The sequence below is a fragment of the Myxococcus qinghaiensis genome, assembly GCF_024198215.1.
Lineage (GTDB): Bacteria > Myxococcota > Myxococcia > Myxococcales > Myxococcaceae > Myxococcus > Myxococcus qinghaiensis.
Genome location: NZ_JAKCFA010000019.1, coordinates 77,513 through 102,563 on the forward strand (window position 1 = coordinate 77,513; position 25,051 = coordinate 102,563).

At 68.0% G+C, this 25,051-nt stretch carries 24 protein-coding genes and 1 pseudogene; 15 read left to right on the plus strand and 10 right to left on the minus strand.

Annotated features, from left to right (window positions below; translation table 11 throughout):
• Positions 1-386: 386 nt before the first annotated feature.
• The 6 genes from LZ199_RS31145 to LZ199_RS31170 all read right to left on the minus strand — a co-directional run bounded on the left by LZ199_RS31145 (position 387) and on the right by LZ199_RS31170 (position 5,060).
• A complete protein-coding gene (locus LZ199_RS31145) occupies positions 387-1,337 on the minus strand; it encodes an AT hook motif domain protein (protein WP_253997402.1) in 951 nt (316 codons plus the stop codon).
• A gap of 8 nt (positions 1,338-1,345) precedes the next feature.
• Complete coding sequence (locus LZ199_RS31150; RefSeq protein WP_323389980.1) at positions 1,346-2,176, minus strand: hypothetical protein; 831 nt, start codon at positions 2,174-2,176, stop codon at positions 1,346-1,348.
• Positions 2,152-2,490 carry a hypothetical protein gene (locus LZ199_RS31155; RefSeq protein WP_253997404.1) on the minus strand — a complete coding sequence of 113 codons (339 nt, stop codon included), beginning with the start codon at positions 2,488-2,490 and terminating at the stop codon, positions 2,152-2,154. The genes LZ199_RS31150 and LZ199_RS31155 overlap by 25 nt, the downstream gene beginning before the upstream one ends.
• Positions 2,487-3,146 (minus strand): 3'-5' exonuclease, encoded by a 660-nt coding sequence (locus LZ199_RS31160; protein ID WP_253997405.1) that lies wholly within the window; start codon positions 3,144-3,146, stop codon positions 2,487-2,489. The genes LZ199_RS31155 and LZ199_RS31160 overlap by 4 nt, the downstream gene beginning before the upstream one ends.
• Complete coding sequence (locus LZ199_RS31165) at positions 3,146-4,321, minus strand: RecB family exonuclease (RefSeq protein ID WP_253997406.1); 1,176 nt, start codon at positions 4,319-4,321, stop codon at positions 3,146-3,148. The genes LZ199_RS31160 and LZ199_RS31165 overlap by 1 nt, the downstream gene beginning before the upstream one ends.
• A gap of 130 nt (positions 4,322-4,451) precedes the next feature.
• Positions 4,452-5,060, minus strand: coding sequence for a hypothetical protein (locus LZ199_RS31170; RefSeq protein ID WP_253997407.1), 609 nt, complete (start codon positions 5,058-5,060; stop codon positions 4,452-4,454).
• A 1,636-nt stretch (positions 5,061-6,696) separates the two neighbouring features.
• Between LZ199_RS31170 and LZ199_RS31175 the strand changes: the two genes are divergently transcribed.
• From LZ199_RS31175 to LZ199_RS31225, 11 genes are all read left to right on the plus strand, one after another.
• Positions 6,697-7,506 (plus strand): sigma-70 RNA polymerase sigma factor region 4 domain-containing protein, encoded by an 810-nt coding sequence (locus LZ199_RS31175; protein WP_253997408.1) that lies wholly within the window; start codon positions 6,697-6,699, stop codon positions 7,504-7,506.
• A gap of 155 nt (positions 7,507-7,661) precedes the next feature.
• Positions 7,662-8,003, plus strand: coding sequence for a hypothetical protein (locus tag LZ199_RS31180; RefSeq protein ID WP_253997409.1), 342 nt, complete (start codon positions 7,662-7,664; stop codon positions 8,001-8,003).
• Positions 8,000-8,743 carry a hypothetical protein gene (locus LZ199_RS31185; RefSeq protein WP_253997410.1) on the plus strand — a complete coding sequence of 248 codons (744 nt, stop codon included), beginning with the start codon at positions 8,000-8,002 and terminating at the stop codon, positions 8,741-8,743. The genes LZ199_RS31180 and LZ199_RS31185 overlap by 4 nt, the downstream gene beginning before the upstream one ends.
• Before the next feature lie 87 nt (positions 8,744-8,830).
• Complete coding sequence (locus LZ199_RS31190; protein WP_253997411.1) at positions 8,831-10,342, plus strand: DEAD/DEAH box helicase; 1,512 nt, start codon at positions 8,831-8,833, stop codon at positions 10,340-10,342.
• 26 nt (positions 10,343-10,368) lie between these two features.
• Entirely contained in the window at positions 10,369-13,575 is a 3,207-nt protein-coding gene (locus tag LZ199_RS31195) for a hypothetical protein (RefSeq protein ID WP_253997412.1), read from the plus strand.
• 788 nt (positions 13,576-14,363) lie between these two features.
• Complete coding sequence (locus LZ199_RS31200) at positions 14,364-14,543, plus strand: hypothetical protein (RefSeq protein WP_253997413.1); 180 nt, start codon at positions 14,364-14,366, stop codon at positions 14,541-14,543.
• Between the two features lie 91 nt (positions 14,544-14,634).
• Entirely contained in the window at positions 14,635-15,201 is a 567-nt protein-coding gene (locus LZ199_RS31205) for a DUF2924 domain-containing protein (RefSeq protein ID WP_253997414.1), read from the plus strand.
• The gene (locus LZ199_RS31210) at positions 15,198-15,401 is read left to right on the plus strand and encodes a hypothetical protein (protein WP_141649462.1); all 204 of its coding nucleotides are present in this window, start codon (positions 15,198-15,200) and stop codon (positions 15,399-15,401) included. Before LZ199_RS31205 ends, LZ199_RS31210 begins: the two co-directional genes overlap by 4 nt.
• Positions 15,398-16,945, plus strand: a complete 1,548-nt coding sequence (locus tag LZ199_RS31215) for a recombinase family protein (protein ID WP_253997415.1) — start codon at positions 15,398-15,400, stop codon at positions 16,943-16,945. The genes LZ199_RS31210 and LZ199_RS31215 overlap by 4 nt, the downstream gene beginning before the upstream one ends.
• Positions 16,942-17,364 carry a hypothetical protein gene (locus LZ199_RS31220; RefSeq protein ID WP_253997416.1) on the plus strand — a complete coding sequence of 141 codons (423 nt, stop codon included), beginning with the start codon at positions 16,942-16,944 and terminating at the stop codon, positions 17,362-17,364. The genes LZ199_RS31215 and LZ199_RS31220 overlap by 4 nt, the downstream gene beginning before the upstream one ends.
• 113 nt (positions 17,365-17,477) lie before the next feature.
• Complete coding sequence (locus tag LZ199_RS31225) at positions 17,478-17,999, plus strand: PspA (protein WP_253997417.1); 522 nt, start codon at positions 17,478-17,480, stop codon at positions 17,997-17,999.
• 161 nt (positions 18,000-18,160) lie between these two features.
• On the opposite strand, the gene LZ199_RS31230 is transcribed toward LZ199_RS31225, so the two are convergent.
• Positions 18,161-19,156, minus strand: coding sequence for a hypothetical protein (locus tag LZ199_RS31230; RefSeq protein ID WP_253997418.1), 996 nt, complete (start codon positions 19,154-19,156; stop codon positions 18,161-18,163).
• Positions 19,157-19,317: 161 nt separating this feature from the next.
• Here LZ199_RS31230 and LZ199_RS31235 point away from each other — a divergent pair.
• A pseudogene (locus LZ199_RS31235) lies at positions 19,318-19,552 on the plus strand (PspA); the annotation flags it as partial.
• A gap of 115 nt (positions 19,553-19,667) precedes the next feature.
• Here LZ199_RS31235 and LZ199_RS31240 read toward each other — a convergent pair.
• A complete protein-coding gene (locus tag LZ199_RS31240) occupies positions 19,668-20,048 on the minus strand; it encodes a DUSAM domain-containing protein (protein ID WP_253997419.1) in 381 nt (126 codons plus the stop codon).
• A gap of 256 nt (positions 20,049-20,304) precedes the next feature.
• Between LZ199_RS31240 and LZ199_RS31245 the strand changes: the two genes are divergently transcribed.
• Positions 20,305-21,477 (plus strand): serine/threonine-protein kinase, encoded by a 1,173-nt coding sequence (locus LZ199_RS31245; protein WP_253997420.1) that lies wholly within the window; start codon positions 20,305-20,307, stop codon positions 21,475-21,477.
• Positions 21,478-21,484: 7 nt separating this feature from the next.
• The gene (locus LZ199_RS31250) at positions 21,485-21,868 is read left to right on the plus strand and encodes a hypothetical protein (RefSeq protein ID WP_141649281.1); all 384 of its coding nucleotides are present in this window, start codon (positions 21,485-21,487) and stop codon (positions 21,866-21,868) included.
• A 194-nt stretch (positions 21,869-22,062) separates the two neighbouring features.
• On the opposite strand, the gene LZ199_RS31255 is transcribed toward LZ199_RS31250, so the two are convergent.
• Positions 22,063-22,410, minus strand: coding sequence for a helix-turn-helix domain-containing protein (locus LZ199_RS31255; RefSeq protein ID WP_141649280.1), 348 nt, complete (start codon positions 22,408-22,410; stop codon positions 22,063-22,065).
• A gap of 52 nt (positions 22,411-22,462) precedes the next feature.
• Complete coding sequence (locus LZ199_RS31260; RefSeq protein ID WP_253997421.1) at positions 22,463-22,843, minus strand: helix-turn-helix domain-containing protein; 381 nt, start codon at positions 22,841-22,843, stop codon at positions 22,463-22,465.
• 202 nt (positions 22,844-23,045) lie between these two features.
• Between LZ199_RS31260 and LZ199_RS31265 the strand changes: the two genes are divergently transcribed.
• Positions 23,046-24,992: a serine/threonine protein kinase gene (locus tag LZ199_RS31265; RefSeq protein WP_253997422.1), complete on the plus strand. Its 1,947-nt coding sequence runs from the start codon at positions 23,046-23,048 to the stop codon at positions 24,990-24,992.
• Positions 24,993-25,051 lie beyond the last annotated feature (59 nt).

Sequence of the window (25,051 nt, forward strand, 5' to 3'; positions counted from 1 at the left end):
CGTCTGCTGCTCCTGTGGATTCCGTCTGACTCCACGCTTCTTCTTGGACGTCTGCTTCCTCGTGTGTGACCGCCTCCAGCGAGTCCTCGCGCTGCACGGCCTCCGGCGAACCGCACGCAATCAGCGAGAGAATAAGGCAGGCGAAGGATAGGTGTTTCATGTGTGTGTCCGGGTTTGTGGTTGTTGTTTTGGCTGAGTGATTGTGCCGTGAAGTTGCGAGCTGGTCATGTTGCCCCTTGGGTGGGTGTTTTTTGGGAGTAATGAACAGAGCTACGAGGAGTGGGTGGAGGTTTGTTTGGAATAGGACCTCCTCCATGCGGGCGTTCTAGTTTGGTTTCGGGACGGTTGAGAAAAAGAGAAGAAGGAGAAGCCACGACGGAGGTCGGCTAGCGCGACTCGTCTTTGGCGCTGGTTGACGTCGCGGTGTCGGGATGTTCCTCATCCGTCGATTTCGACACTTCCGTGTCTTCGTCGCTGCTCTCTGCTTCAGCGTCCACCTCGCCGCGCTCGGCGGGCGTCGTCTCCCGTGCGGCGCGCAGGGCCTGGGCGTGCCGGGCCTGCAAGCCCTCCAGCGAGAAGGTGGCGTGCAGCTCCTGGCGGGAGTCGGCGCCGCCTTGGACGAACTCCTTCAGGCGCACCATGGTGTTGAAGTCGGTGGGGTTGTCGACGCGCACGCGGCCCTCGGACAGCGCCTCCTCGAAGCCGAGGAGGTAGCCGTCAATCATCTTCAGGGCGTCGTCCTTGGAGACGGCGATGGCGGTGGCGCGCAGCTCGATGAGCTTCGCATCCGCCTTGGTGGCGATGCGAGTCTTGGCCTCCTCGCGGCGGCGCAGGCAGTTGTGCTCCTTCGCGTAGTTGGCGACGAGTGAGGTCGCGACACCGAAGCGCTCGGCCAGCTCGCGGTACGAGGCGTAGCTCGTCATGGTGGAGCCGTCGGGGAGCGTCTTCACGTCGCCGAAGACGAGGGCGCGGTCCAGCTCCAGGCGCGGGAGAGCGGGCTCCTCGGACTTCCGGGGGCGGCCCGTCTTGCGCTTCGGAGGTGGGGGCGGTGGTGCTTCGGTCGGCGCGGGCGGCTCGGCCGGCTGCTGGCCCGCGAGGAGGCGCTTGCGGCGGCCGAGGCAGTCGTGCTGCTGGGCGTACTTGGCGACGGCGCTGTGTGCGACGCCGAAGCGCTCGGCCAACTCGCGGAGAGAGGGGAAGCGCCGCTTCACACGGCCCCGCGTGGTGGGCACCTCTTCGCCCTCCACGAGGAGCCGGTCCACCTCGTCATGAGGTAGCCGGGGGCCTTCGGCCTTGGTGGGGCGCCCCAGCTTCCTGAGGGGCTTCTTCTGGGCCATGCCTTCCCTCAGCAGCCACTGGAGGGCTGCGCTGCGGTGTCCACGGCCTGGGTGCGCAGGCGCTGCATCAGCCGCGTGCGCTGGCGCTTCAGGCGCTGGTACGTCCTCTCCGCCTCGGCGGCGTCGCCTTCGACGAGGCGGCTGACGTAGGTGCGTAGCTTCTCGCGCCGGACGACGGTGGCCATGAGGACTTCGACGTCGCTGTGAGGCAGGGTGGCTCGGGCCAGGTGCACGAGGACGGCGTCGCGCTGCACGAAGCTGCGGCGGATGCTGGGCCGCCTGGGACTCTCCACCGGCGTGGCCGGCCGAGCGTCGGGCAGCCACTCGGCGAACTGCGCCTGCGTGTACGTCTCGTGCTGTTCCGCGCGCTCCTTACGGAGGTGCCGGAACACCTCGCGCGCCGTCTGCTGGCGCAGGCGGACGGCCGTCCAGTCACCCCAGCGGGAGAGAGGGAAGGCGCGCGCGACGGAGAGGAAGGTGGCGAGAACGAGCTGGTCCAGGTCCTCCCGGGGCACCGCGCTGCCGAGGAGGCGGCGGCGCAGGCGCCGCAACATGGGGGCGTAGGCTGCGGCGAGGCCCGCCGTCCACGCGGGGCTGGAGGAGGCCTGCATTTCGGCCACCAGGGCCCGAGTGAGGGCTTCCCGCTCCGGGTACGTCTCCTCGCGCGCGTCAGCCAAGGCGGCCAGCACGGATTCGAGCGTGGCATGACGCGCGAAGGCGGGCCGCCGCGTGCGCGCAGCCGCGAAGACGGCGTGGTGCCGAGGGGCGAGCGCCTCCACACGCAGCAGGCCCAGGAGGTGGCCGAAGAAGTCACTCACCGAGGACGGGCCTCCCACCACTCGCGCACCAGCTCGAGGAAGTCGTCCAACTGCATGGTGACGAGGGGCGGCTGGTTGTCGTCCTTGCACACGGCGAGGGGCCAGCGGCCCTGCGGGCACGTCTCCACCGCCTGGCGCATGGCCTCCCGGACGTTGGTGCGCTGGTGGGCCTTGGCTTCAACCCAGAAGCACGGCACCTCGACGTCGGACATCTCCTGTCCGGTGCGGTACTGGAGTCCGCGGCGGATGAGCGCCTCCGGCATGGCGTCGCGGAAGCGGTGGACGAGGGCCCTCTCGAAGTCCGCGCCCTTGCGACGAGAGGAGGCGCCGCTCACGAGAGACCTCCCGTCTCTTCCAACAGCCGCTCCATGTGGCCACCCCGGGACATGCGCACGGCGAGGCAGCGGGCCAGCTCCAGCGCGCAGCGGGCGTCCGCCATGGCGCGGTGAGGCGAGGGCCGGTGGAGGCCGAAGCGCTTCGCCAAGGCGTTGAGGGAGAGGGACTCCACCTCGCCGGTGGCCAGCAGCGGCCACGCGAGGCTGGCGGTGTCGAGGCGGTGGTAGTCGACGCTGGGCAGGGGCAGCTCGGTGCGGCGGTAGCCCTCGACGAGGAAGCCCCAGTCGAAGCTGGTGTTGTGGGCAGCCACGAGGGTGCCTGCCAAGAGCGGCGTCACGGTGGCCAAGACTTCCCGTAGGGGCAGGGCGTCCCGCCACTCCTCGTCGGAGTAGCCGCACACGGCCAGGGCTGCGGGGTCGGCGTCAGCCAGCCGCGTGGGCTGCACGCGCGCCTCGTACTCCGCCAGCACCTTGAGGCTTCGGGCGTCGACGCGGAGGATGGCCACCTCCAGCACTTCGTGACGGGAGGAGTCCAACCCCGTCGTCTCCAGGTCGATGAAGGCGAGCGTCCGCAGGTGCGGCGGGAGGCTGGGGAAGAGCGGCTGGCGGAGCGCAGAGAAAGGAGTGGTGTCGGAAGCAGGGTGAGCGAGCAGCACTATGCGACCTCTTTGGCCCAGAACCTGGGCGAGTGGTGTTTGGCGGCGAGGGAGTCCAGCTCGGCCTTCAGCAGCGCGACGCGCGCGGTGCCCAGGCGCTTGCCCGCGTCCTTCAGCAGCGCATCGAGGGCCTTCTTCTCGACGCTGGCGAGGCGCTGCATCAGCTCCTCACGGGGGAGGCCGGTGGCTCGGGCCAACACCGCGACGGTGGGCTCCAGCGGGTAGTCGAGGCTGGTGGTGTTGAACATGCGGTAGCGCGTGCCGGCGAGGACGAGTTCGTCCTGCTCGGCGAGGTGCGCGCGGAGGACGCCCTCCAGCTCCGCCTTGCGCGCGCCGAGAATCTTCGCGAGGTGGGCGACTTCCTGGCGCTCGCGGGCGACGGACTCCAAGTCAGCGGTGTCCTCGCAGACGACTTCGCGTTGGCCCGTCAGCGCCCGGGCGTAGGCGGGGCAGTTGCGCCGGTGGTCGCAGTACACGCAGTTGGGGTTGAGGCGGGCGGGGAAGGACTCCGAGGACTCCATCTGCTGGCCCAGCGTCTCGACGTAGGCGAGGGCGGCGTCCAACTGCTCCTCGGTGCGCGTCGTCTCCTGCCGGATGCCGTGGCGGAGCATCCACATGGACAGGCGCACCTTCTTCGCCCAGGGCCACATGCGGCGCGCGGCGAGGGCGTAGATGCTCAGCTGGAGGCTGGAGTCCAGCTCCTCGCGGCTGAAGAGCTGGTGGTTGGACTTGTAGTCCATGACGTGGACCGTCTCGTCGTCCACCCAGTCGACGCGGTCGATGAAGCCCAGGACGGTGAAGGGCCCCACCGGCAGGCGGAACTCCTTTTCCACGGCGAGGATGTCGCGGGAGTCCACGCGGCCCTGCTGGCGGACGAAGTCCTGGAGGATGGAGAGGCCCTGCTGGAAGAGGTCCAGGCCGGAGAGGCCCGAGGCGGCCCACTCTTCACGATAGAGCTGGAGGGCGCGCTCCTCGGAGAGACGGCCCGCGTACTCGGTGTCGACGACTTCCTGGAGGAGTCGCTCGAGGACTGCGTGCAGCGCCTTTCCGAAGCTCAGGGGGACGCCGGGCTCGGCGGTGTGCTTGTCGAGGTAGTGGAGCTGGTAGGACAGTGGGCAGGCCTCGAAGCGGCTCAGCCGGCTGTATGACAAATGCTCGTTTCGCAGTGCGCTCATGACGTGGGCCTCCGGGCCGATGCAGTGGCGTGTCGCGAGACAGTCATCACGCTCTTTTCGAGAGACACATCAAGTCGAGGCGGGGAGGCAGAGCGGCCCCGTGTGCTTGTTTCACAGGTGAGGGTCGCGCTCATTGCGGCACCTCTGGGGAGGCTTGCCGTTTCTCGAAGGACATGACGCGCGAGCCCGGGAAGGCAGACAGGACGCGCACCAGGGTGGCGGCGTGCTCGGGGGTGAGCTCCTTCCGGGCCTGGCCGGTGTAGGCCGGCACGAGCCACACCTGGCCGTAGGTTTCGGAGGCGAAGCACACCTCGGCACCGAGGGCCTTGAAGCTGGCGATGTCCTCGTCGGTGAGGCCGCGCAGGGCGGAGAGCGGGTCCCCTGGGTCCGGTGCCTTCACATCGCGAGACGGAGCTGGCGGCGAGGGCTTGGAGGCGGGGGCGGGGGCGTTCTTCTTCGAGCCAGCCTCGGTCAGCGGATGACCGAAGAGATCCACCGCGGCTGGAGCGGACTTCGCCGGAGGAACGGGGACATGCGGCGCGGCCACGTCACGACGGGTGGTGGCCTGCCGATTCACCTTCAGCCATTCGGTGCAGGTACCCACGCCGGGCAGGGTGCAGCCTCCGCCATGCCGGTAGTGCAGGCAGTGGTTGCCCTCGCCGCGGACATAGGCTTCGCACGTCACGCCAGGCGGACGCTGTGGGGCGGGAGTGGGCTGGAGGAGGTGTGTAAGGGCCATGCGCGGATGTCGGCGGCGCGTGCTTGCCGATACATCCTAAAAGCACCCCATCCCTCCGTTTCAGGACAAGAATTCTTTTTGCCCGATTTCTTTTTTGATTTTCCGAGGGCGAGTGACACGCGGCCATAAGGCAGAGCAAAGGCCTCCGGCGCGATTTCGGGGACATGCCTTCTCCGGGTGGCAGAAAGGTGGCAGCCGGTGGCAGGCACTTTTTGAAAGACTGCCACGAGATTCCCCAGTGAAATCAACGGAGTGGCAGTGGTGGCAATGGTGGCAGTGTTTTTTGGGGTAATGCACCCTAGGGAGAGTGAGACTTCGAACCCCCTATTGAATAGTGCCATTCAAATATGCGCGCGCGTCACGTAGGGGTACTTGAAAAAAGACTGCCACCACTGCCACCAAGAGATAAGTTGTTGAATTAAAAGAAGAAAAAGGTGGCAGCTGGTACTGCCACCCACCTGCCACCTCTGCCACCCCTCTGCCACCTTCAAGACGTTGAGTGAAAGTGCTGCGGCGGATTGTGAAGAGTCACGCAGGTGGAGCGCGCGGCGTCGGTGGGCGCGCTCCTGCCCTGGCCTGTGAATGGCTGCAGAACGGCCGGAAACGGCCTCTACGCGCGTGAACGGGAGCGGGAGCCATTCGGGCCGCACCTGACGCCTTCCGTGTCATCTGCGCCCTATCAGGGCCGTCGCTTCCCGGATTTCTGAGACGCGCAGGATGGGCAGTTGGCAGGACTGCTCAAGCCGAAGGTGGGGTGGTGATACAGCGAGACAAGGGTGTTTCACATGGCGCGCGTCCGAATGTCTGGACGAGCAGTTTGCTGCGCGAAACCGAAGCCCGAATGGGTGGGCGGCTCGTGCCTTCCGTGCGACGTCGAAGCCCGAGTGGCGACGTGCGGGCATGAAAGTCGCAGAGGCGCGCGCGACCGTGTCCCCGACGCCGCATCACCCACCCTGGATGTCTCCATTGGAAAAATCGGATGCGACGGAAGCAGGGTTGAATGCGTGGATGTCTGGGTATTGGGGGTTTGGGAGGGTGTTGAGACATGGGTAACAAGTATCGCCATGAAGTGCGGAGGGGTGCTGGCGGTATGGGAGGCCTGGCTGCGCGTTTCTCTTCGCGCCGTCACGTCGTGGTCACGCCCACGTTGCACAGTGTCGTTCGTATTGCTTGCGAGCATGTTTCAGTCCGGTGTCGTCCTAGGCTGTGCGGGGGCTGCGTGAATTGCTGGTTCGACACGATGTGCTGGTTTGTTGTGATTGGCTCAGCCCTGGTGGTGCCAAGGCGCTGGTGCGCCATCCGGATGGGCCTGGGCCTGAGCCGAGGGAACCGCGTCCTGGCCCACCTGGGCACGCCGCTCTCACATTGCCGCGCTCCCACTCGCAAGGGAGCCTGCGCGTCACCATAGCGAGGGGCTTGGGGTGCGCGGAGTGTCCGCCCCTCCCTTCGACAGACGCGTCGCCGCCACGAGGTGCCCGCCGAAGACGGGGCTGTCTCGGAGGTGCTGGCGTCATTCCCTCAACGGGGCTCGGCCTGGTCTCCCCTCTCACCTGGTACTTCCCGCGCGCCGAGCGCAGGGCCGGGGCGGCATGCAACTGTGAGTCGTGGTTGGGATGCTCTTCATCGAGAGCTTGGCATGGCCCTCCAGACGGCCGAGGCGCGGCGCGCCTACCGCCTGTTGCGGCGCAACTGGGAGGTACTCTCCGACTTCGAGGAGCCGGAGGCCCTTGTTTCATTTCTCACGGCGCGCGAAGGCGACTCGCACGTCAAGGATGGGGTACTCGCGGGCCTCGTCACCCTGGTTCAGATGAGAGCTGCGGCGAGCTCCTTCGTGGCGCTGCTGTGGCTGGGCCTGTGGCCTGGGCTGGACAGCGTGTATCGCCGATGTCTCAGGCGAACGGAGCACCGGCCCGCGGAGGTGGTGTCCTCGGTGGCCGCGTCCTTCATGGCCCTCGTGGCACGCGTCAGTTTGTCAGGCGTCCATCGCGTGGCTGGGACACTCGTGCGCGGGACGGAGCGCGACGTCCTCAAGGCGTGGCACAAGGAGCTGGTGGAGCACCGCCACCGCGCGCGCCTTGAGCCGCTGGCAAACGTGGACGGCTGGGTGCCCTCGGTGCCGTGGCTCACTCCCTTTGTACCGCGAGCTCGCTCCTTCAACGCGGAGGTGGAGGAGCTGCGCGCGTGGCTCCTCCCGCTGACGGGGGAGGACACGGACCTGGTGGTGTCCCTCATCCTTCGCGAAGAGGACGCTGTCGAAGTGGCAGCGAGCCTTGGGGTGTCGCCCGAAACGGCGCGCAAGCGCGTCCGACGGGCCCTGACTCGGCTGCGGAAAATGAAGAATAAAATCCCCAAAAAAGATTTCTTGTCCCGAAATGGCGGGTGGGGGTGCTTTTTAGAGTTTGTGGATTCTGAAACAACCGAGAGGGCACCGGGAGGGGGCGGCTGACGGAATGCGCGAATCGTATGTCCCCTCCGCATGCCGCCTGGCTTTGAGGGAGTAACGGGGCCGCCTCGCGCCCCAATTCAATCCTGCTTCGAGACACCCTGTCCGTCCCGGCGGACAGCAACGCCCCTGTATTGCCTGCAACCTGGAAGGACTGAATGAAGACAGCCACGCGAAACAACTTCGAGCATGGTGAAACATACGTGCGCTTCTTCGCGCGCATCGACGGACACCACCTCCGGGTGGTGGGCCGGGGCGACTCAGGGCCGGAAGCGGGGGCCCGTAGCCCATGCCTCTGCTGCGAGTGCGCCGGGGCCCAGGCCAATGACTACGTCCGCCTGCCGGGCCTCTTCCGCCGCTGGGAGATTCAGCACGTGGTGGACACCGACGCGGACTTCAACATCGAGGCGGCGGGCTCCACGGAGGACGGCACCGAGCTGTTCTCGGTGTACCGGCGCGAGCGCCACGCCCCCACCACGCACTGCCAGAAGGAGGAATGAGCACCATGACCAACATGTGGGAGCAGACGGCCGCGATGGCCAAGCAGCATGAGCAGCAAGGCGGCGTCTGGCTGAAGCTGGTGAACGACGGGGACACCGCCGTCGTCGTCTTCCTCGGCGAGCCGCATCCGCGCGACGTGGTTTACCTCGACAACAAGTTCGTCCCGTTCGACGAGAAGTTGAGGGCACAAGGGCACAAGTCCTCGCTGCGCGTGGCCCTCAACGTGGCCGTCTACGGGACGCGAGAGGTGAAGGTGATGGAGCAGGCCTCCACCTTCTTCACCAACCTATTTCAGGTGCGGACGAAGTACGGGCTGGAGAAGTGGGCCTTCGAGGTGAAGCGTCACGGCGCCGCCAACGACCCGAAGACGACGTACTCCATCCTCCCGGAGTGCCAGCTTTCCTCGGAGGAGCAGCAGGCCTTCCAGGCGCTGAGCCTGCATGACTTGCCGAAGCTGTACGCGGCCGAGGCGGCGGCAGCGACGAGCAGCACGCCGACCGGGACTTCCTCCAGTGCGAAGGCGGGTGAGCCCGTCGACGTCAAGCTCGCGCAGGCCATCGCCACCGCGCTGAAGGCGCTGCCGCGCGAGGCCGTGGACCGCTTCCTCCAGAAGTTCGCCGTGCAGCGCATCCGCGACTTGCCGGCTTCGAAGGGGGAGCTGGCGCGCGCCTTCGTCGACTCCCTCGTGGCCGAGTACTCCGCGGAGAGCGTCGCGGACGTGGACCCCTTCGGGTCGTGAGCGCGCCCTGCTGAGCCTGTTGCCGTAGCCATGCGCGAAGGGGGCCTGTTGCGTGCCCCCGACGCGCCTCACTGAGGAAACAAACGAATGGTGGAAGACTTCTCCGAAATGCGCGGGGACGGGGGACGTGTTGTCTCTCGCACCCAGGACTCCAGCGTGGGGGCTGCGCCGTCTGCGCCTGAGCGCAACGCGGGTACGGACAAACGGACGCTGCGCGTGCGCGTGGATGCAGGGCTGCGGCTCGCGGCCGGCGACGTTCCGCCCAAGGTGCTGGAGGGCCTCTGCCAATCGCTCTCCCTGCCCAACCCCGCGTACTGGAAGCTGGTGCGGCTGCGCAAGCGCCCGGGGGCGGAGCCCCAGACGCTGTACTTCTTCCGCCAGGAGGCGCGCGAGCTGGTGTTGCCGCGCGGGGCCATTCACCTGCTGCGCCGGGCCGCGGAGGAAGCGGGCCTGACGTTGTCCTTCGAGGACGCGCGTGTGCTGCCGCCCAAGCGCCTGGCGAAGCTTCCGGAGGTGTCCTTGCGCGACTACCAGGCCGAGGCCGTGGAGCGGCTGGCGAAGGCCACCCAGGGGACAGCGGTGCTCCCATGCGGGGCAGGGAAGAGTGTCCTCGCAGTCGGCGCAATCGCACGGCTCCGCACGCAGACGCTCATCCTCGTCCACACACTGGACCTGGCCGAGCAGTGGCGAGAGCACGTGCGCGAGCGCCTGGGCCTGGAGGCGGGCCTCGTGGGCGCCGGGGAAGAGGAGGTACGTCCCGTCACCGTGGCCGTCGTCCAGTCCCTGGCCCGGTGGGAGGAGGCGAAGCTCGACGCCTTCCTCGGCCGCTTCGGCCTGCTCGTCATCGATGAGGCCCACCACATCGCCGCCAGCGCCTTCCATCGAATCGTGGACCGTTGCCCGGCGCGCTACCGGCTGGGCCTGACGGCGACGCCCGAACGGGAGGATGGGCTGACGCCGCTCTTGCGGCTGTACCTGGGCGCCCCCTTGGCCATGGTGAAACACGAGGAACTCGTCGCACGCGGGGTGCTGGTGGTGCCCGAGGTGCGCGCCGTGGAGACGGCCTTCGACTTCCCCTATGGCCGCGCCTCCGACTACGCGCCCATGCTGGAAGCGCTGGCGGAAGACAAGGCGCGCAATGACCTCGTCCTCGGTGCCGTGGCTCGCGAGGCCTGGGCGGGCCACCTGTGCCTCGTCCTCACGGGAAGGGTGGACCACTGCGAACTGCTGGCGCAGCGGCTCTCGGCCACCGGCCTGTCGGCCGCCGCGTTGACGAGTGAGGTGCCGCGCGAGGCGCGCAAGGCTCTCCTGGACCAGGCCCGCGCCGGGCGCGTCCGTGTGCTGGTGGCCACCAGCCTGGCGGATGAGGGGCTGGACCTGCCGCGCCTCTCGCGCGTCTTCCTTGTGTACCCCGGCCGCGCGCGTGGACGCACCGTCCAGCGCCTCGGACGCCTCATGCGCCCGCACGAGGAGAAGAAGAGCGCCGTCCTCATCGACTTCGTCGACGGGAAGGTGCCGCTGCTCCGGCGCCACCACGCCGAGCGCCGCCAGCAGTACGCCACGGTGCTGGGGGTGTCCTCCGCCGCCAGCGCCCATTGAGCCGATGCAGGGAGTGAGCACCTTCGATGACGACACCTTCTGACACCACTCCAAGCACTCCCAACCCCGACGCCATCCACGCCACCTGGCGGTGGCTGGCGCACGCGCCGCACGGCGTGAGCGAAGTCCGCGTCATCCGCCCGGGCGGCGGTGGCATCGTCGGCCTGGGCTTCTTCGACGACGAGGAGGCCTTCGTCGCGGCCTGCGTCGAGGCCAACGCTGCCGGCAACGTGTACGTGGGCATTCAGCCGCGCCCCCAGCGCCTGCTCGAGCTGGCCCCCAACGTCCTGCTCCCGTTGCGGACGGGGGCGGGCAGCAAGGACATCGAGGTGGTGACGGCCACGGTGGTGGACCTGGACCCCGTGCGCCCCAAGGACACGGCCAGCACCGAGGACGAGCTCACGCTGACGCTCCAGGTCGCGGAAGCCGCTGCGGCCTGGTGCGAAGCGCAGGGACTCGTCCGGCCGCGACTGATGATGAGCGGCAACGGAGCGCAGCTGTGGTTCGCCCTGCCGTCGCAGTCGCTGGAAGGGGAGGCCCACGAGCGCGTGCAGGCAGGACTGAAGGCCTTCGAGGCCGAGTTCCGTGCCCGCTTCGCCTCCGAGCGCGTGCGCGTGGACTCCATCCACGACGTGGCCCGCATCATCAAGGTGGTGGGCACCGTCGCCCGGAAGGGGGCGGGGACGGCGGAGCGGCCTCACCGAGCAGCTCGGGCGCTCGCCGGCTTCGAGCGCGTGGAAGACGCAGGACTCCTGGAGCGCCTGCTGAGCGCGCCGGTGCAGCCGCAGGTGCCGCACCTGGCGCGTCCGTCCCAGGTGGCGCTGCCGCTGGCGCCCTCCACCTCGGCACAGCAGGGGACGGTGAAGGCCCGCCGGACGGAGACGGGGGAGTACGACTGGGCGCACCCGGTGGAGATGTGCGGCCCGGTGCAGCGCCTGTGGGAGCAGGGGGCGGAGGACCGGAGCGTCGCCATCTTCAACATGGTCCGCTACTTCACCCACAAGCAGCTCGGCCTCGATGAAATCACCGAGCTCGTCCTGGAGTACGACAGGCGAGGCCTGGGCAAGCTGAAGGGCCGGGACGGCGCCGGCTACATCCGCAAGGCCTACGAGAAGGTGGTGGCCACCGCCCGCGAGGATGGCTCCGTGGCGCCGCCCTGCCACTCCCTCCAGGGCATGGGCTACTGCCGAGTGAATCGCGAGCCGGACGTGCGCTGCGAGATGTACGACGTCGTCTTCGACATCGAGGCGGCTGTGGAGCGCCTGGCCACGGTGCCGGCCCAGGAGGTGGAGTACCGCCTCAAGCCCATTCTGGAGGCCATCGCCCACCGTCCTCCGTCCGCACAGGAGAAGTACCTGGGCCTGCTGGAGGTGCGCACCGGCCTGGCAACGCAGAAGCTGCGGCTGTCCATGGCCCGCGCCGTTCGCACGTCAGCAGCGGGAGAGGGCGCGGAGGGCGCGGACTCCAAGAGCGGAGGGAAGAGCAGCAGCGGCGACGACACCATCGACGGCGAGGTGTTCGAGGACGCGTACTGCTACTACACGGTGACGCAGCGCGGAGACGCGAAGGCGATTTCCTCCTTCACCTTCACGCCCAAGGCCGTCGTCGAAACCGAGGAGGGGGAGGTGTTCCTCGGAGACATCCGCACGGACAAGGGCACCAGCATGGAAGGGGCGCGGCTGCCGAGGCGGGCCTTCAACTCGCGCAAGGAACTGCTGCACCACCTGCCCTCCGTCCACACGCAGTGGACGGGCAGCGACAACAACGTGCAGGGACTGCTGCGCGTGGTGGCGCGGCGTGCGGTGCCGCGGCTGCCGGGCACCAGCGTCCTGGGGGACTTCAAACAGGGGGCGCACCACGTCTGGGTGGCGCCCGGGTGCGCCATTGGCAAGGAGGGCTTTCTCTCTCCGTCGCCCGTGGCGTACCTGCCCAACGGGGCGTCCCTCGAGTCGCGCGTCCGCTATGAGGCCACGGACGACGACAGCTTCCACGACGTGGCGCGCACCGTTTTCGAGTACCTGCCGCGAATCAACACGCCGCAGGTGGTGCTGCCCATGCTGGGGTGGTTCTTCGCCACGCCGCTGAAGCCGCGCCTCTTGGAGAAGGTGGGCTCCTTTCCCATTCTCTTCTCCTACGGGACGCAAGGCAGCGGCAAGTCCAGCACCTGCACGGAAGTCTTCTGGCCGCTGGCCGGGGTGCCGGCCTCGGACGCCTACAGCGTGACGGAGACGGAATTCGCCCTCGTGAAGCTGCTGTCCTCGACGCGCTCCGTGCCGGTGGTGTTGGACGAGTACAAGCCCCACGACATGCCGCCGCCGCGCCTCCACCTGGTGCACCGCTACATGCGGCGCCTCTACCGAGGGGAGACGGAGGAGCGGGGCAGGCCGGACTTGACGGTGTCCACCTACCGGCTGCAGGCCCCGCTGTGTGTCTGCGGGGAGACGCGGCCCACGGAAGCGGCTCTCGTGGAGCGCATTCTTCCCGTCAGCCCGGAGAAAGCGACGGTGCAGCAGCCGGGCTACCGGGCGGCCTTCCGCGAGGTGACGTCTGTGCGCCTGGCCCTCTTCGCCCCTCGCTACATTCAATTCTGCCTGGGGCGGGACTTCGACAAGGACTACCGTGTGGCCCGCGACGTCGCGGATGGCCTCGTGAAGGGGCGGCAGGTGCCTCCGCGCGTCGTCGACAACGTGACGGCCATGCTGCTGGGCATTCACCTCTTCGAGCAGTTCGCCGAGGAGTGCGGCTACCCGTTGCCCGCCGACTTGGGCGCCCGTGAGGCCGTGGACGCCGTGCTGAAGGACGTCCTCGAGGAGGAGGAGGGCGTGCGAAACGCCCTCGACGTCTTCGTCCAGAAGCTGTCCACCATGGCGATTCAGGGCGAGCTGAAGCACCGCGTGCATTACGCCTTCGTCGAGGGGCGACTGTGCCTCCACCTGGAGTCCGCCTACGACGCCTACCGGATGTACTGCAAGCGCACCGACTACCGAGGAGAGATGGTGGACACGAAGGCGCTGCGACGCCTCATTCACGAAAACCACCGCGCGGGAGGGTACGTCGTTTCCCCCAGCGAGCGCGTCTGTTTCGCCGGCAAGTCCCTGCGCAGGTGTGCCCTGGTGATTGATGTCGCGAAGGTGCCCTTCATCTCCGCGGACGACTTCCCACACGTCGAGGAGGCAAGCCGTGGGTGGCGTGGCCAGGGCTATGGCTTCGCTGAGGAAGGGCGTCCTGAGTGAGTGGTGTCAAGCAGGCGGTTGGGTGGAGACCCATTCGTGAGGTGGAGTCATGACAAGGCTGTCGCGTAGCAAGCTGTGGGCGGAGTTTCTTCAACGTCTCGCGTCGGAGATGGAGCCGCTGACCCCCGTGATTCACCAGGGCCGGCGGCTGGTATGGCGGCAAGGGGAGTGGCTGAACCGGGTGGACCTCTCGCGCCACTCCTGGCCGGACAGGCATTTCCCCGAGGCGCCGCCGGTGACGCGGATTTCGATGAACCGACTCAATTTTGAGCCCCCCGAAGCCATGCTGCGTCGGTTTGGCCTCAGCGGGGTGACACACCCCTTGGGGGAGCCGCGCCTGCGCCTGGAGTGGACTGTCTACGGGGAGGAGTTGCTCGCCTTCGCGAACTGGCTGCCGCTGCTGATTCGTGGCCGGCTAAACCCGTGGGAGCCGATTCCACTGCCCCCGCACCCGAGCCATGTCTTCAATGGAGGACTGCGGAGGACGAGCTATGCATGGACGGCCACGGCGTGGGAAGTCTACGCGCGTTGGCGGAGGACGGACGTAAGCCTCCCATTCATCGCGATTCCCGCCGACCGGGTGAAGCCGGCACGGGCCCTGACGAGACTCCTCCGTCTCCCCTCCTGAATTGCTTCCCGCTGTGGCCCTTACGAGTCTCAGCAGGGAGGCGCTGCGATGCGCGGTGTTTCTCGTTTGGCGAGTGGAGTCGTCCTGGCGGGAGTGCTGCGGGTGCCATGTGTCTCCTCGATTTCGCTCTCGGGCCTTTGTCATGACGATGGATACGCGAATGTCGAATCAGCATGAGGTTGAGGTTTCAGCCGCGGGGCGCTCCAGCACCCCGCAGGAGCGCCAGGATGACGCGGTGGATGTCCTCGCCGATGCCCTCTGGGAGCTGTGGTTGCGTCGTCATGCGCAGCGGCAAGGACAGGCGCCCGCGTGGAGCGCGGAGGAGAGCGCGCATGGCTGAGCCGCAGACTCTCGACTTGTCTTCTTCTGGGGACGGAGCGTCCATGGCTCTCGCCCGAGGGCCTGCTGCCCAGGGCACAGGAGACAACACCATGGCGAAGAGAGGGACTGCTCGGGCCGCGCGCCAGCAGTTGGCGGACGTGCCACAGCAATTGGCCGCGCTGGCCACCATGCCGGTGCCGGAGCTGGCGGCGAAGTACCTGGAGCTGTACGGCGAGCCGACGCGCAGCCGGAACCGGGACTACCTGAAGAAGCGCCTGGCCTTCCGCATCCAGGAGCTGGCCGAAGGGAGTCTCTCCTCGCGCGCCGTCGCGCGCATCTCGGAGCTGGGCGACAAGCTTCCCGAGCGCTGGCGGATGCGGCAGGTGGAGGAGACGAAGCCCTCCGTACCGCCACCTCCTCCTGCCTCAGTGGACGGGCGCGATGGTGCTGCGGATGGGCGCGACGCGCGCCTGCCGCCTCCGGGCACGGTGCTGACGCGCGTGTTCAAGGGGGTACAGCACCGGGTGACGGTGCGTGAGGGCGGGATTGAATACGAAGGCCAGCTCCACCGCAGCCTCTCCTTCGTGGCCAAGCTGATTACGGGCACGGCCTGGAATGGCTACAGCTTCTTCGGCCTCAAGGACGGCGGCTCGAAGCAGAAGGCGGTGACGCGATGAGCGCCCCCTCCTTCTTCCAGACGCACATGGGGCAGCGCTTCTACGAGGGGACGATGCCGGCCCTCGTCCGTGAGTTGAAGCGCCTCAACGACAACATAGAGCGACTGGTGGCTGCGGCGGAGCGCTTCGCTGGGCAACCGCCAGCCTCGAGCGCCGAGCCCACGCGGCCGACGACGCCCGGGAATTCGGAGGGGGAATGAGGAAGAGCAAGCCAGCGTCCTCGGACGCGAAGCGCTGCGCCGTGTACACGCGCAAGTCCACGGCGGCGGGCCTGGAGATGGAGTTCAACTCGCTGGACGCCCAGCGCGAGTCTTGTGTCACCTACGTGCAGCGACAGCCCGGCTGGGCGTTGGTGGACGAGTGCTACGACGATGGCGGCTTCACCGGCGCCAACATGGAGCGGCCCGCCTTCCAGCGGCTGATGCAGGATGTGGACGCAGGCCGGGTGGACGTGGTGGTGGTGTACAAGGTGGACCGCCTCTCCCGCAGCCTCCTCGACTTCGCGAAAGTCATGGAGCGCCTCAACACGGCGGGCGCGTCCTTCGTCTCCGTGACGCAGAACTTCTCCACCGCCGATGCGATGGGGCGGCTCACCCTCAACATGCTGATGTCCTTCGCCGAGTTCGAGCGGGAGATGATCTCCGAGCGCACGCGGGACAAGGTGGCCGCCGCGCGCCGCAAGGGGCTGTGGACGGGAGGGCGCGCGCCGCTGGGCTACGACGTGAAGGACAAGCGCCTCGTGGCGAATGAGTACGAGGCGGTGGTGGTGCGGGAGGCCTTCGAGCTGTACCTCCAGCACCAGCAGGCCTCGGCGGTGGCGCGCCTCCTCAACGAGAGGGGGCGCAAGACGAAGCGTTATGAGGCCCAGAGCGGCGCCACGCGCGCGGCTCGGAAGTGGACGACGCAGGACGTACTGCGCCTCTTGCGCAGTCCCCTATACGCGGGCTTCGTGCCGTACGGCGATGAGATGCACCCGGGAGAGCACCCGGCGATTGTAGACAGGGCCACCTTCCACCAGGTGCGGGACATGCTGGAGCGCCCAGGCATCCAGTACCACGGGCGCAACCCCGACTACGTGCTGCGAGGGCTGCTGCGCTGCGGCCTGTGTGGCGAGGCGATGACACCCGGCAGCACGCGCAAGGGCACGCGGGAGTACCGCTACTACCGCTGCGTCACTCGGGACAAGGAGGGGAAGCAGGGGTGCCGGGCAGCTCCCCTGCCGGGGCCTGCGCTGGAAGACTTCGTCGTCGAGCGCCTGCGGGAAGTCTCCGTCGGCCAGGGCTTCGCGGCGCAGGTACATGCACGCCTCACCGCGCGGCTGGAGGAGAAGCGCAAGGCCCTGGGTGTGGAGCGCACGCAGTTGCCGAGGGATTTGGCCAAGCGCGCTGGGGAGTCGAGCAAGTGGGTGGACTCCCTCACCAAGCTGGAGGGCCCCGCCCGGCGCCTCTTGGAGGAGAAGCTGACGGCCACGGAGGAGGAGGTCGCCGGCATGAAGAAGCGACTGGCGGAGGTGGAGCGCGCCCTGGACGCCACGGAGGGGGAGCGGTTGGAGGTGGCGTGGGTGGCCCAGGCCCTGGCGGACTTCGACGCGGTGTGGGACGCCCTCACCGCCGTCAACCGGGGACGCCTGCTTCGGGCCCTCGTTGGCCGTGTGGTGATGAACGAGGCGACGGGCCATGTCGACGTGTACCTGGCCCATGCCGGTGAGGCCGCATCGCCCGGGTGTGAAGGGGTGGCGGCGTGAGCACCAGCCCCGAATCCCAGTCGGCGGAGGCCGGCCTCGTCAGCGCGCCCTTCCACCGCGTGCATCGCTCGAAGGTGCGCTTCCGAGAGGGGGCGCCGCCGTCGCCGCGAGAGGTGGCGCGAAGGCCCTCGCGCGTCGCGCGAATGCTGGCCCTGGCGCACCATGTGGAGTCCGCCATTGAGCGGGGGCTCGTGGCGAGCGCGGCGGACGTCGCGAGTCAACTGGGCTTTACCCGGGCGCGTGTGACGCACCTGTTGGACTTGCGGTTGCTGGCGCCCGACATCCAGGAGGAGGTGCTGTTCCTCAAGGCCGTGGATGGGGCGGAGCCGCTCAGCGAGCGAGTCCTCCGGGCCGTTGCACACGCGGGGACATGGGAGATGCAGCGCGAGCGCTGGCGCGAGGTGAAGGCTTCATTCTGAGACGGGAGCCCGAGTATTCGGACTCCTTGGTGTAACGTGAGTGCAAGTGGCTGTCTTGGGTGTTGAAGAATCGGCGGGCTCCAGTGGCCTGCGAGGAAAGCGAGCGGAAGCACATGCAGAACGACATGAAGAGCACCATTCAGGCTGCGGTGGCGGATGCGGTGGAGAAGGCGACGGGTCGGCAGTTGGAGCTGCTGGGCCGGCAGTTGGAGCTGCTGGAGAAGGTTGTCCAGTTCCTGGGCATCGAGCCGGGCCCGACTCGTGTGGCGTCCGGGCCGAAGCGCGCCTCCGTGCCTTCTCCCGCGCCGAAGCGCCCGTCCTCGGTGCCCGTGCGGAAGTGGGTGAAGCCGGAGGCCGCGCCCAAGCCCACGAGGACGAAGGCCGCGCCCCAGGCCCGCAGAGGGCGCCCGCGTGCGGCGGGACGCGCAACGACGGTCGCCGCCCCCAACTCCAGTCCCAGCCCCGCGACGTCCGTCGCATACGAGGTGGGACAGGAGGTGCGTTACAAGCAGGGGCGGGGCAGCTTCTCGGCAAAGGTGAAGTCCATCGACGCGAAGGCGAAGACGGTGACGGTGGAGCGCGTCTCCGACAACAAGCAGGTGGTGCGCCCCTTTGACAAGGTGACGCCAGCCTGAGTCTGGGCCGCGAAGCGCCCTCTCCGGAGAGCGCTGCTGCGGCGTACTCGTACCCGGAGACGGCGGTTGTGCGTGTCGGGCAGCGAGCAGGGGTGAAACATTCTCAACGGTGTGGCGGGAATCTCTGTGAAGGGTCTCGCGATTGGAGGGGCAGCACCGGCTCAGGGCGCTCCGGCGTCCGCCGGCATCGCGAGCGCCTCACGCAGCCGCACGCGAGCTGCCACCAGCCCACTGCTTTCCGCGTGCGCCAGGGCACGCTGGAATAGGGCCCGCGCCCGTGCCGGGTCTCGCTCCCGCGTGAACTCCGCCGCCGTCTCAAGAGCGTACGCGTACGCGGAGTCGAGCATTCCTGGCAGCCCCTGCACGAAGGGCTTCAGTCTCTCGGCCACCTGCAGTGCGGCGCGTGCGCCCGCCTCTCCACCCGTCAGGTCCGCCAGGTTGATGCGCGCGGAGGACTCCACGAAGAGGAGGCCCGCCTTGGACGCGACTTCCCGCAGGCGCTCCTGCTCTGCGCGCATGCCCTCCATGCGCCCTGCGCGCCAGGCGATGTTGGCGCGGTGCAGGTCTGCGAACGACTGCGCCTCAACGTCTCCGCCGCGCCGCGCCTCCTCGATGACCTCCGCATAGACGCGGTCCGCCGCCGCATCGTCCCCGAGGCGCTCCGCCGCCACGCCGACGCGGAAGCGCGCGAGCGCACGCCACCCCAATCCCGCACTCTCCGCGAGCGCGAGCGCCGCCGTGTACTCACCGCGCGCTCGCGCGAACTCCGGGTCCCCGCCGAGACCCGTCGTCTGCCTCCTCTCGTGGAGAAGGCCGCGCGCGAAATGCACGCGCGCCCGTGCCTCCGCGTCCCCGGACGCCTCGGCGCGCAACCCTGCCTGCGTGAGCGTTTGCGCCGCCGCCGCGAAGTCCCCTCGGTCCACCTCTATGCGCGCCTGCCACGCCAATGCACGCGCCTGCGTCACCGGGCTGGCGCCCGGGGCCCGCGCGGTCTCGCGCAGCAGGGCCAATGCCTTGGTATATTGGCCAGCGTTGGCGAGTCTGCCCGCGGTCACCTCTGGCGCGGGGCCGCCGTGCGGCGCCTGTCTATCCAGTGGCTGAGGCACGCCCGCGAGGACGGTAGTGACGGCCAACAGGAGGCACGAAACCGATGACACGGGCTACCTCATCTCTGCTGCAGGGATGTGAACGTCCGGAGTTTAGAGCAGACGAGCGCAATGGTGCATCCTCCTTCCGGCCTCCCTGCCCGGAGCGCGTGTTCGCCATTTGCATGGGAGGGAAACGGGTTCCCTCAAGCACGGATTCCTGGGGGCAGCAGGCCCCGTTTCAGAGCGGGCGCCCGCGCGCAGCGAGCCGCACAGCGACGACTGCCGCCCCCAGCCCCAAGACGTCCGTCTCATGCGCGGAGGGGAAGGCGTTGCGCTACAAACAGGGGCGGGGCACCTTCTCGGCGAAGGTGGAGGCCGTCGACGAGAAGGCGAGGACGGTGACGGTGGAGCGTGTTTCCGACGGCAGGCGGGTGGTGCGCCTCCTTCGACAGGGTGACGCTCGCCTGCGTCTGTGCCGCAAAGCGCCCTCGCCGGAGGGCGCTCCTGCGGCAAGTAGCCCAAGTGCGCGAGCGACGCCTTCGCCCGGCACACCGCTGGGCAAGGCGCTCCGCGCTCGTTGCTACGGCTCGTCGGCCATGTCTTCGAGCTGCCCCTGGGCGAGGGCGCGGTAGTGGGGCACGACTTCTACCTTGAGCACATCCCGCATCTCCTGGCGGGCGCTGCCGAAGTCCCCTTTGTCCTTGTACTGGTGCATCCGGTGCAGCGCGTCCATGAGCCTGTGGGAGCCTTCTCGGATGCGCTGAGACTCCTCACGTAAGAGGCCCAACGCACCCTCCTCCGTGGCGAGCGCGCTCTCGGCTTCACTGTCGCTGATTCCCACCTCGGAGGCCGTACGCCTCAGCAGTGCCTTCGCCTCAGTTGTAAGGGCCAGGCGCGCTCCTGTGGTGGAGACACGACGTGCCAGTTCGCGAATTGGGCCCCAGTCAACGGTTTCACTCACGAGTCATTTTCCTTTGCGAGCAGTCCAGGCCTGCGTGCGAAGCCAGGGCTGGGGCGTCTTGCACCCAGGAGAGGGATAGGCGCTCATGGGGAGCGGCCTGTCCGCTGCGGGTGTCAGAGGGCTTCACAGGCACGAAAGGTCATGTTAATTCGACGGTCGAGTCAACTAGACCTAGCCAGTTCCCGGAGAGGCGCCCGGTGACGGCGAGCCTCGTTGCCCGTGGGGCCGCACCCTTCACTCAGGAGGATTCACAGCCATGCCGAAGCGTCCGGAAGATGAAGTGACGACGGAAGAGTTACCGCTCAGAGTCCCCAGCCTGCCTGCACCCAGCGCGTCGCGCTTCCTCTTCGAGGTCGAGGGCGTGCGCTACGAGGCGGTGCGGGAGCTGGAGGTGCGGCCGAGTGGCGAGCGGCTGCTGAAGGCGGAGCGGCGCGTGGCGGATGGCGCGCTGTCCGGTCCGTGTCTGGTCCGCCGAATTGCCAGCCCATCCACGTACATGCAGCGCACGCGGATGATTGAAGAGGTGCAGTTGGCCTTTCGCCTCAACCACCCCAACATCGCTCAAGTCTTCCATATGCAGGTGGATGAGCTGGAGGACGCCCCCTACGCCATCATGGAGTACGTGGGTGGGCCCTCGCTGGAGACGCTGGTGTGCGCGGCGTTGGTGAGAGGGAAGCCCCTCTCGGAGGGCTTCTGCTTGTACGTGGGCGCGGAGGTGGCGGACGCGCTGCACTATGCGCACACGCTGACGTCGGAGAAGGGAGTGCACCTGGGCATTGTCCACCGCGACGTGAGCCCTCGGCACATTGCGCTAGGGCAGCATGGAGAGGTGAAGGTGCTGGACTTCGGAGCGGCGTACTCACTGCTGGTGGGGCGGGAGGAATCGCCGGAGAATCTGCTCCGAGGCGACGTTGCCTATGCCAGCCCCGAGTACCTGCGCAAGGAAGGGCTGACGCCGCGCTCCGACGTCTTCAGCCTGGGGGTGTTGCTGGTGGAGGCCTTGACGAACAAACACCTCTTCGAGGTGCATGACGCCCCGGCGTTGGCGGCGAAGGAGAGCCGGTTCCAGACGGAGATGCAGCCCTCTCTGCCCTTGGGGCAGATGCAGGCCCTCATGGAGTCCTTCGGGCCGGATGTCGTCGAGAAGGCGGTGGCCCACCTCAATGAGGACCTCAAGGCGGTGTTGCACACGGCCCTGCGCCTCAACCCCGAGGAGCGCTTCGCGACGGCGGCGGACATGAGGGATGCACTGCGTGGTGTCGCCCACGCCCAGCTCCACGAGCCCTATGGGAGAGCGGAGGCCGCCAAGGAGGTAGCCCGTGTCGTGTCCGAGGGCGGGGCGCTGCGTGACGAGGTGGAGTTCGGCGAGGCCGGCATCTACCCGGATGGGCTGGAGAAGCACGAACTGGGGCTCCCGAAGAAAGGGTAGGCCGCCGATGCTCTGCTTTCGCGTGCTACGCAATGGCCGGCACCTCACCACCGCGGGGGTGCCGGACTTCGGCGTCCTCTCCACCATTCTGACGTGGGTGCGCCGCCCTCACGACGAATCCAACGCCTGCCCGGAGCTGACGCTCCATGTGGGGGGCTCCGTGGGCAGAGAGCACCGCGAGCACCTGACGTGGCGCAACGTTAACATCCGTGCGGGCGACGTCCTCACGGTGGAGGTGCGTGAGGACCTGGAGGCAGAGCCTCCGAGGGAGCGACGTGTCGACGAGGAGGCGGGGCTGGACGAGGTGGCCCGCCTTCAGCTCAAGAAGAAGAACCTTGAGGACTGGCTCGCCGAAGTGAATGAGGAGTTGCGGGAGCGCGGCGCGGCGTAGTGGGGGGCCTCCGTCATCGGGAGGCGCTCCGTCATCGCCGGGGGCCGCTGAGGCTTCTGGTGCAGGGCCCCGAGGCATGGGGCTCTGCCCGCCAAGCCTGCTCCCTGCTCGGAGGCGCCGGCCGCAAGCGGCCTGGCGCTTGGAAGAGGGCGGTGCGAGCCGTTTGGCGGCGCCCCTCCGCCCAGGGAGCTGCTTCAGCGGGCCAGCTCAGTGGCGACATGGACGAGGGCGTCCAGCTTCCCCGCGTCGAGCTTCCGCGCGACGAAGATGAGTCGGCGCAAGGTGGTGTCATCCTCCGGCCGAGCCCGTGCTCCGCTGGTCGAGGATTCGGTAAGGCCCATCATGTCCTCGGGGGAGACCATCAGCTCAACGCACAACTTCTTCAGCGTCTCGACGCTGGGAATCATGTGTCCGCGCTCAACACGGCTGTAGACGGCAGAGGCCATCCCCACGCGCTCCGCGACTTGGACCTGCGTCAGGCTCATCTGCTCCCGGGCGAGGCGGGCGATGGCGCCAAGGTGCCTTGCAAGCTGTTCGTTCATAGGTACAAGGAAATATACCCGAATTTCCAGTTGTCATGGGAACACCATTCCATCAGCGCACGCCCGACAGGAGCTGGATAAGGGCAAGGGCCTGGTGCGCGTCCAACTCGTGCACACGTCGGAGCAGGGCCTCCTTGGCGGCAGCGACGACGTCTGGTGGCAGCGAGGCGCGGTAGCCCAGTAATTCGTTGGGGGTGGTGCGGAGGGCGGGGCACAGACGGTACAGCGTCTGGACGCTGGGGAGCATTCGCCCTCGCTCGAGCCGGCAGTAGGTGGTGGGAGAGATGTTGATGAGTTGGGCCACCTCCGCCTGTGTCAGGTTGGCACGAATGCGGGCGACGCGCGTGGTGTCGCCGATGATGGCGGACAAGGGGCGGGAGGGCTCCGGCTCCTTCGGAAGGGCGACGGCGCGGATGTCGGGGTGGATATACATTCCAGACAAACTATACCTGATAGGCTAGTCAACTTCACCTAGAGGTGAGGCTTGGTGTCCTCTGTGGCAGGTGGTTGGAGGTGGGAGAAGACTTCGCACGATTTCCCCGGGCTTCTGGTAGCGTGGGCCGGCGCCGGGGAGGGTACTGAATGCGCGTGGCCGCAGCCCTGTTGTCCTACAGAGTCTTCAGGAGGACGTCGCCATGAGGGACAACGGCCCCCCGGCCGTGCTGTCTCCCGGGGACGTGGTGAAGGGCTACACGGTGGTGAGGCACCTGGACCAGGGCGGCTTCGGCACCGTGTACCTCGCGACGAACGACGGGCAGCCTTGCGCCTTGAAGCTCGTGGAGCGGCAGCGCGTGGAGGGGCGGGTGGAGAAGGAAGTCTCCATCCTCTTGCGCTTGACGCACCCCAACGTGGTGGGGCTTCGCGGCTTCTCCTACTGGCAGGCAGGGGAGCGCGACTACGCCCTCATCGCCATGGAGTACGTGGAGGGGCGGAAGCTGAGCGCGTGGGTGAAGGAGGAGAACCCCTCGGCCCGGCAGATTGCGAAGGTGACGCTCGACGTGGCGCGGGCGCTGGCGGCCTCGCACGCTGCGGGAGTGGTGCACCGGGACGTGAAGGACGCCAACGTCATGGTGCGCGATGCGGACGGCCTGGCGGTGCTGGTGGACTACGGCATAGGGGACTACGAGGGCGCCCCCCCCGGTGTCACTCAGTCCATGCTGCCGCCCGGGACGATGGAGTACCGGCCCCCCGAGGCTTGGCTATTCGTGGAGCAGCACACGGGGCACAGAGGGGCCCGCTACGTGTCCGTCCCCTCCGACGACGTGTGGGCTCTGGGCACGGTCCTCTACCGCCTCCTCACGGCGAGACTGCCCTTCGACGCGGCGACGGACCCGGAGTACGTCCAGAGTGTCATTCGCAAGTCGCCGGTACCCCCTCACCTCGCCAACCGCTTCGTCCCGGAGCGGCTGAGCGTGTTGTGCATGCGGCTGCTGGAGAAGGACCCTGCTGCGCGTCCGGAGGCGAGCGCTGTCTGTGCGGCCCTGGAAGAGCTCCTGTCCGGGGCGGAAGGGGAGGCGTGGGACACGCCCTTGTTTGACTCGTATGGCCCGAACTCGGCCACCACCGAGGGCGAGGCGGGAGCGCTGGCTCGGTGGGCGAAGCGGCCCCTGCGCCAGATGCGCCGTGGCAAGGCGCCCGGGCCGGAGCTGCCGGGAGAGGGCCCGCCCGCGGCATTGCTGTCCCAATCCGCTCTGGTAGCTGCTGCTACGCGGCCCCTGGAGGGGGAGCTGCTGGGCTTGGCGCATGAGGCGGGGGCGGGGGCGCAAGTCGCAATGGAGGCGGACGCCGCGCTGCTTGCGGCGCCTCTGGCCCCCGCTGTTGAGGTGGGGCGGCGCTCGTTCCTCGCGCGACTCCGGAAGGGGCGGGTACTGGGCGTGGGGCTGCTGGCCATGGCCCTCGCGTCTGGGGCGTACTTCTCACAGCGGACGGCCTCACCGAAGCCGCAGGCCGACCCCGGCCAAGAAGTAGCGCCATATACAAAGAAACCTCAAGCTGCCCGAGCCGCAGCTCCCACCGGGCCGGAGGCAACACCTGCGGCCGTCGCGCCTCCCGCGACGCTTCCCGAGGTGACTGCCACCGTGACGACGACGAAGAGTGACACCCCGACCTCCCCGCCGGTGCCTGCCAAGAAGGTCACGAGGATCGTCAGCAGTGCCCTGGCGACGACGGCCCTCTGCGGTGCGCTGGCGTGCTCGGGCCCACAGGTGCGCCCTGCTCCGGATCCTGAACCGTGCCCGGCAGGCGCCACCAAGGGTATGAAGATGCTGGGCATGGAACTTGGGGACGAGGAAGGGGCGAGCTTCGTCAGGGGAGAAGAAAAGCCCGTAACGGTGAGGGAAGGCACTGCACAGATCATTCTGGGCTCGGACAAGGCCACTATGTCTGGGCGACTCTTTATTGCCGACCGCGTCTATGTCCGACTGACTCGGGCGCGATTTCGCGGAGAGAGCTTCCCCGTGTGCTTGGAGGTGCTGGACAGCTCAGGCAACCGCGGGCTCGCGATAAAGGACGGAGGAGGGGAGTCCGGAAAGGCTCGCGTGTACTCTGCCGTTACTGTCAAGGCAGTGAGTGAGTTTGAGTGAAGTGTTGCTGTCCGGCAGACGCTCGTGAGTCGCCAGCGGCGTCGTCGCTGGCTTGGTCC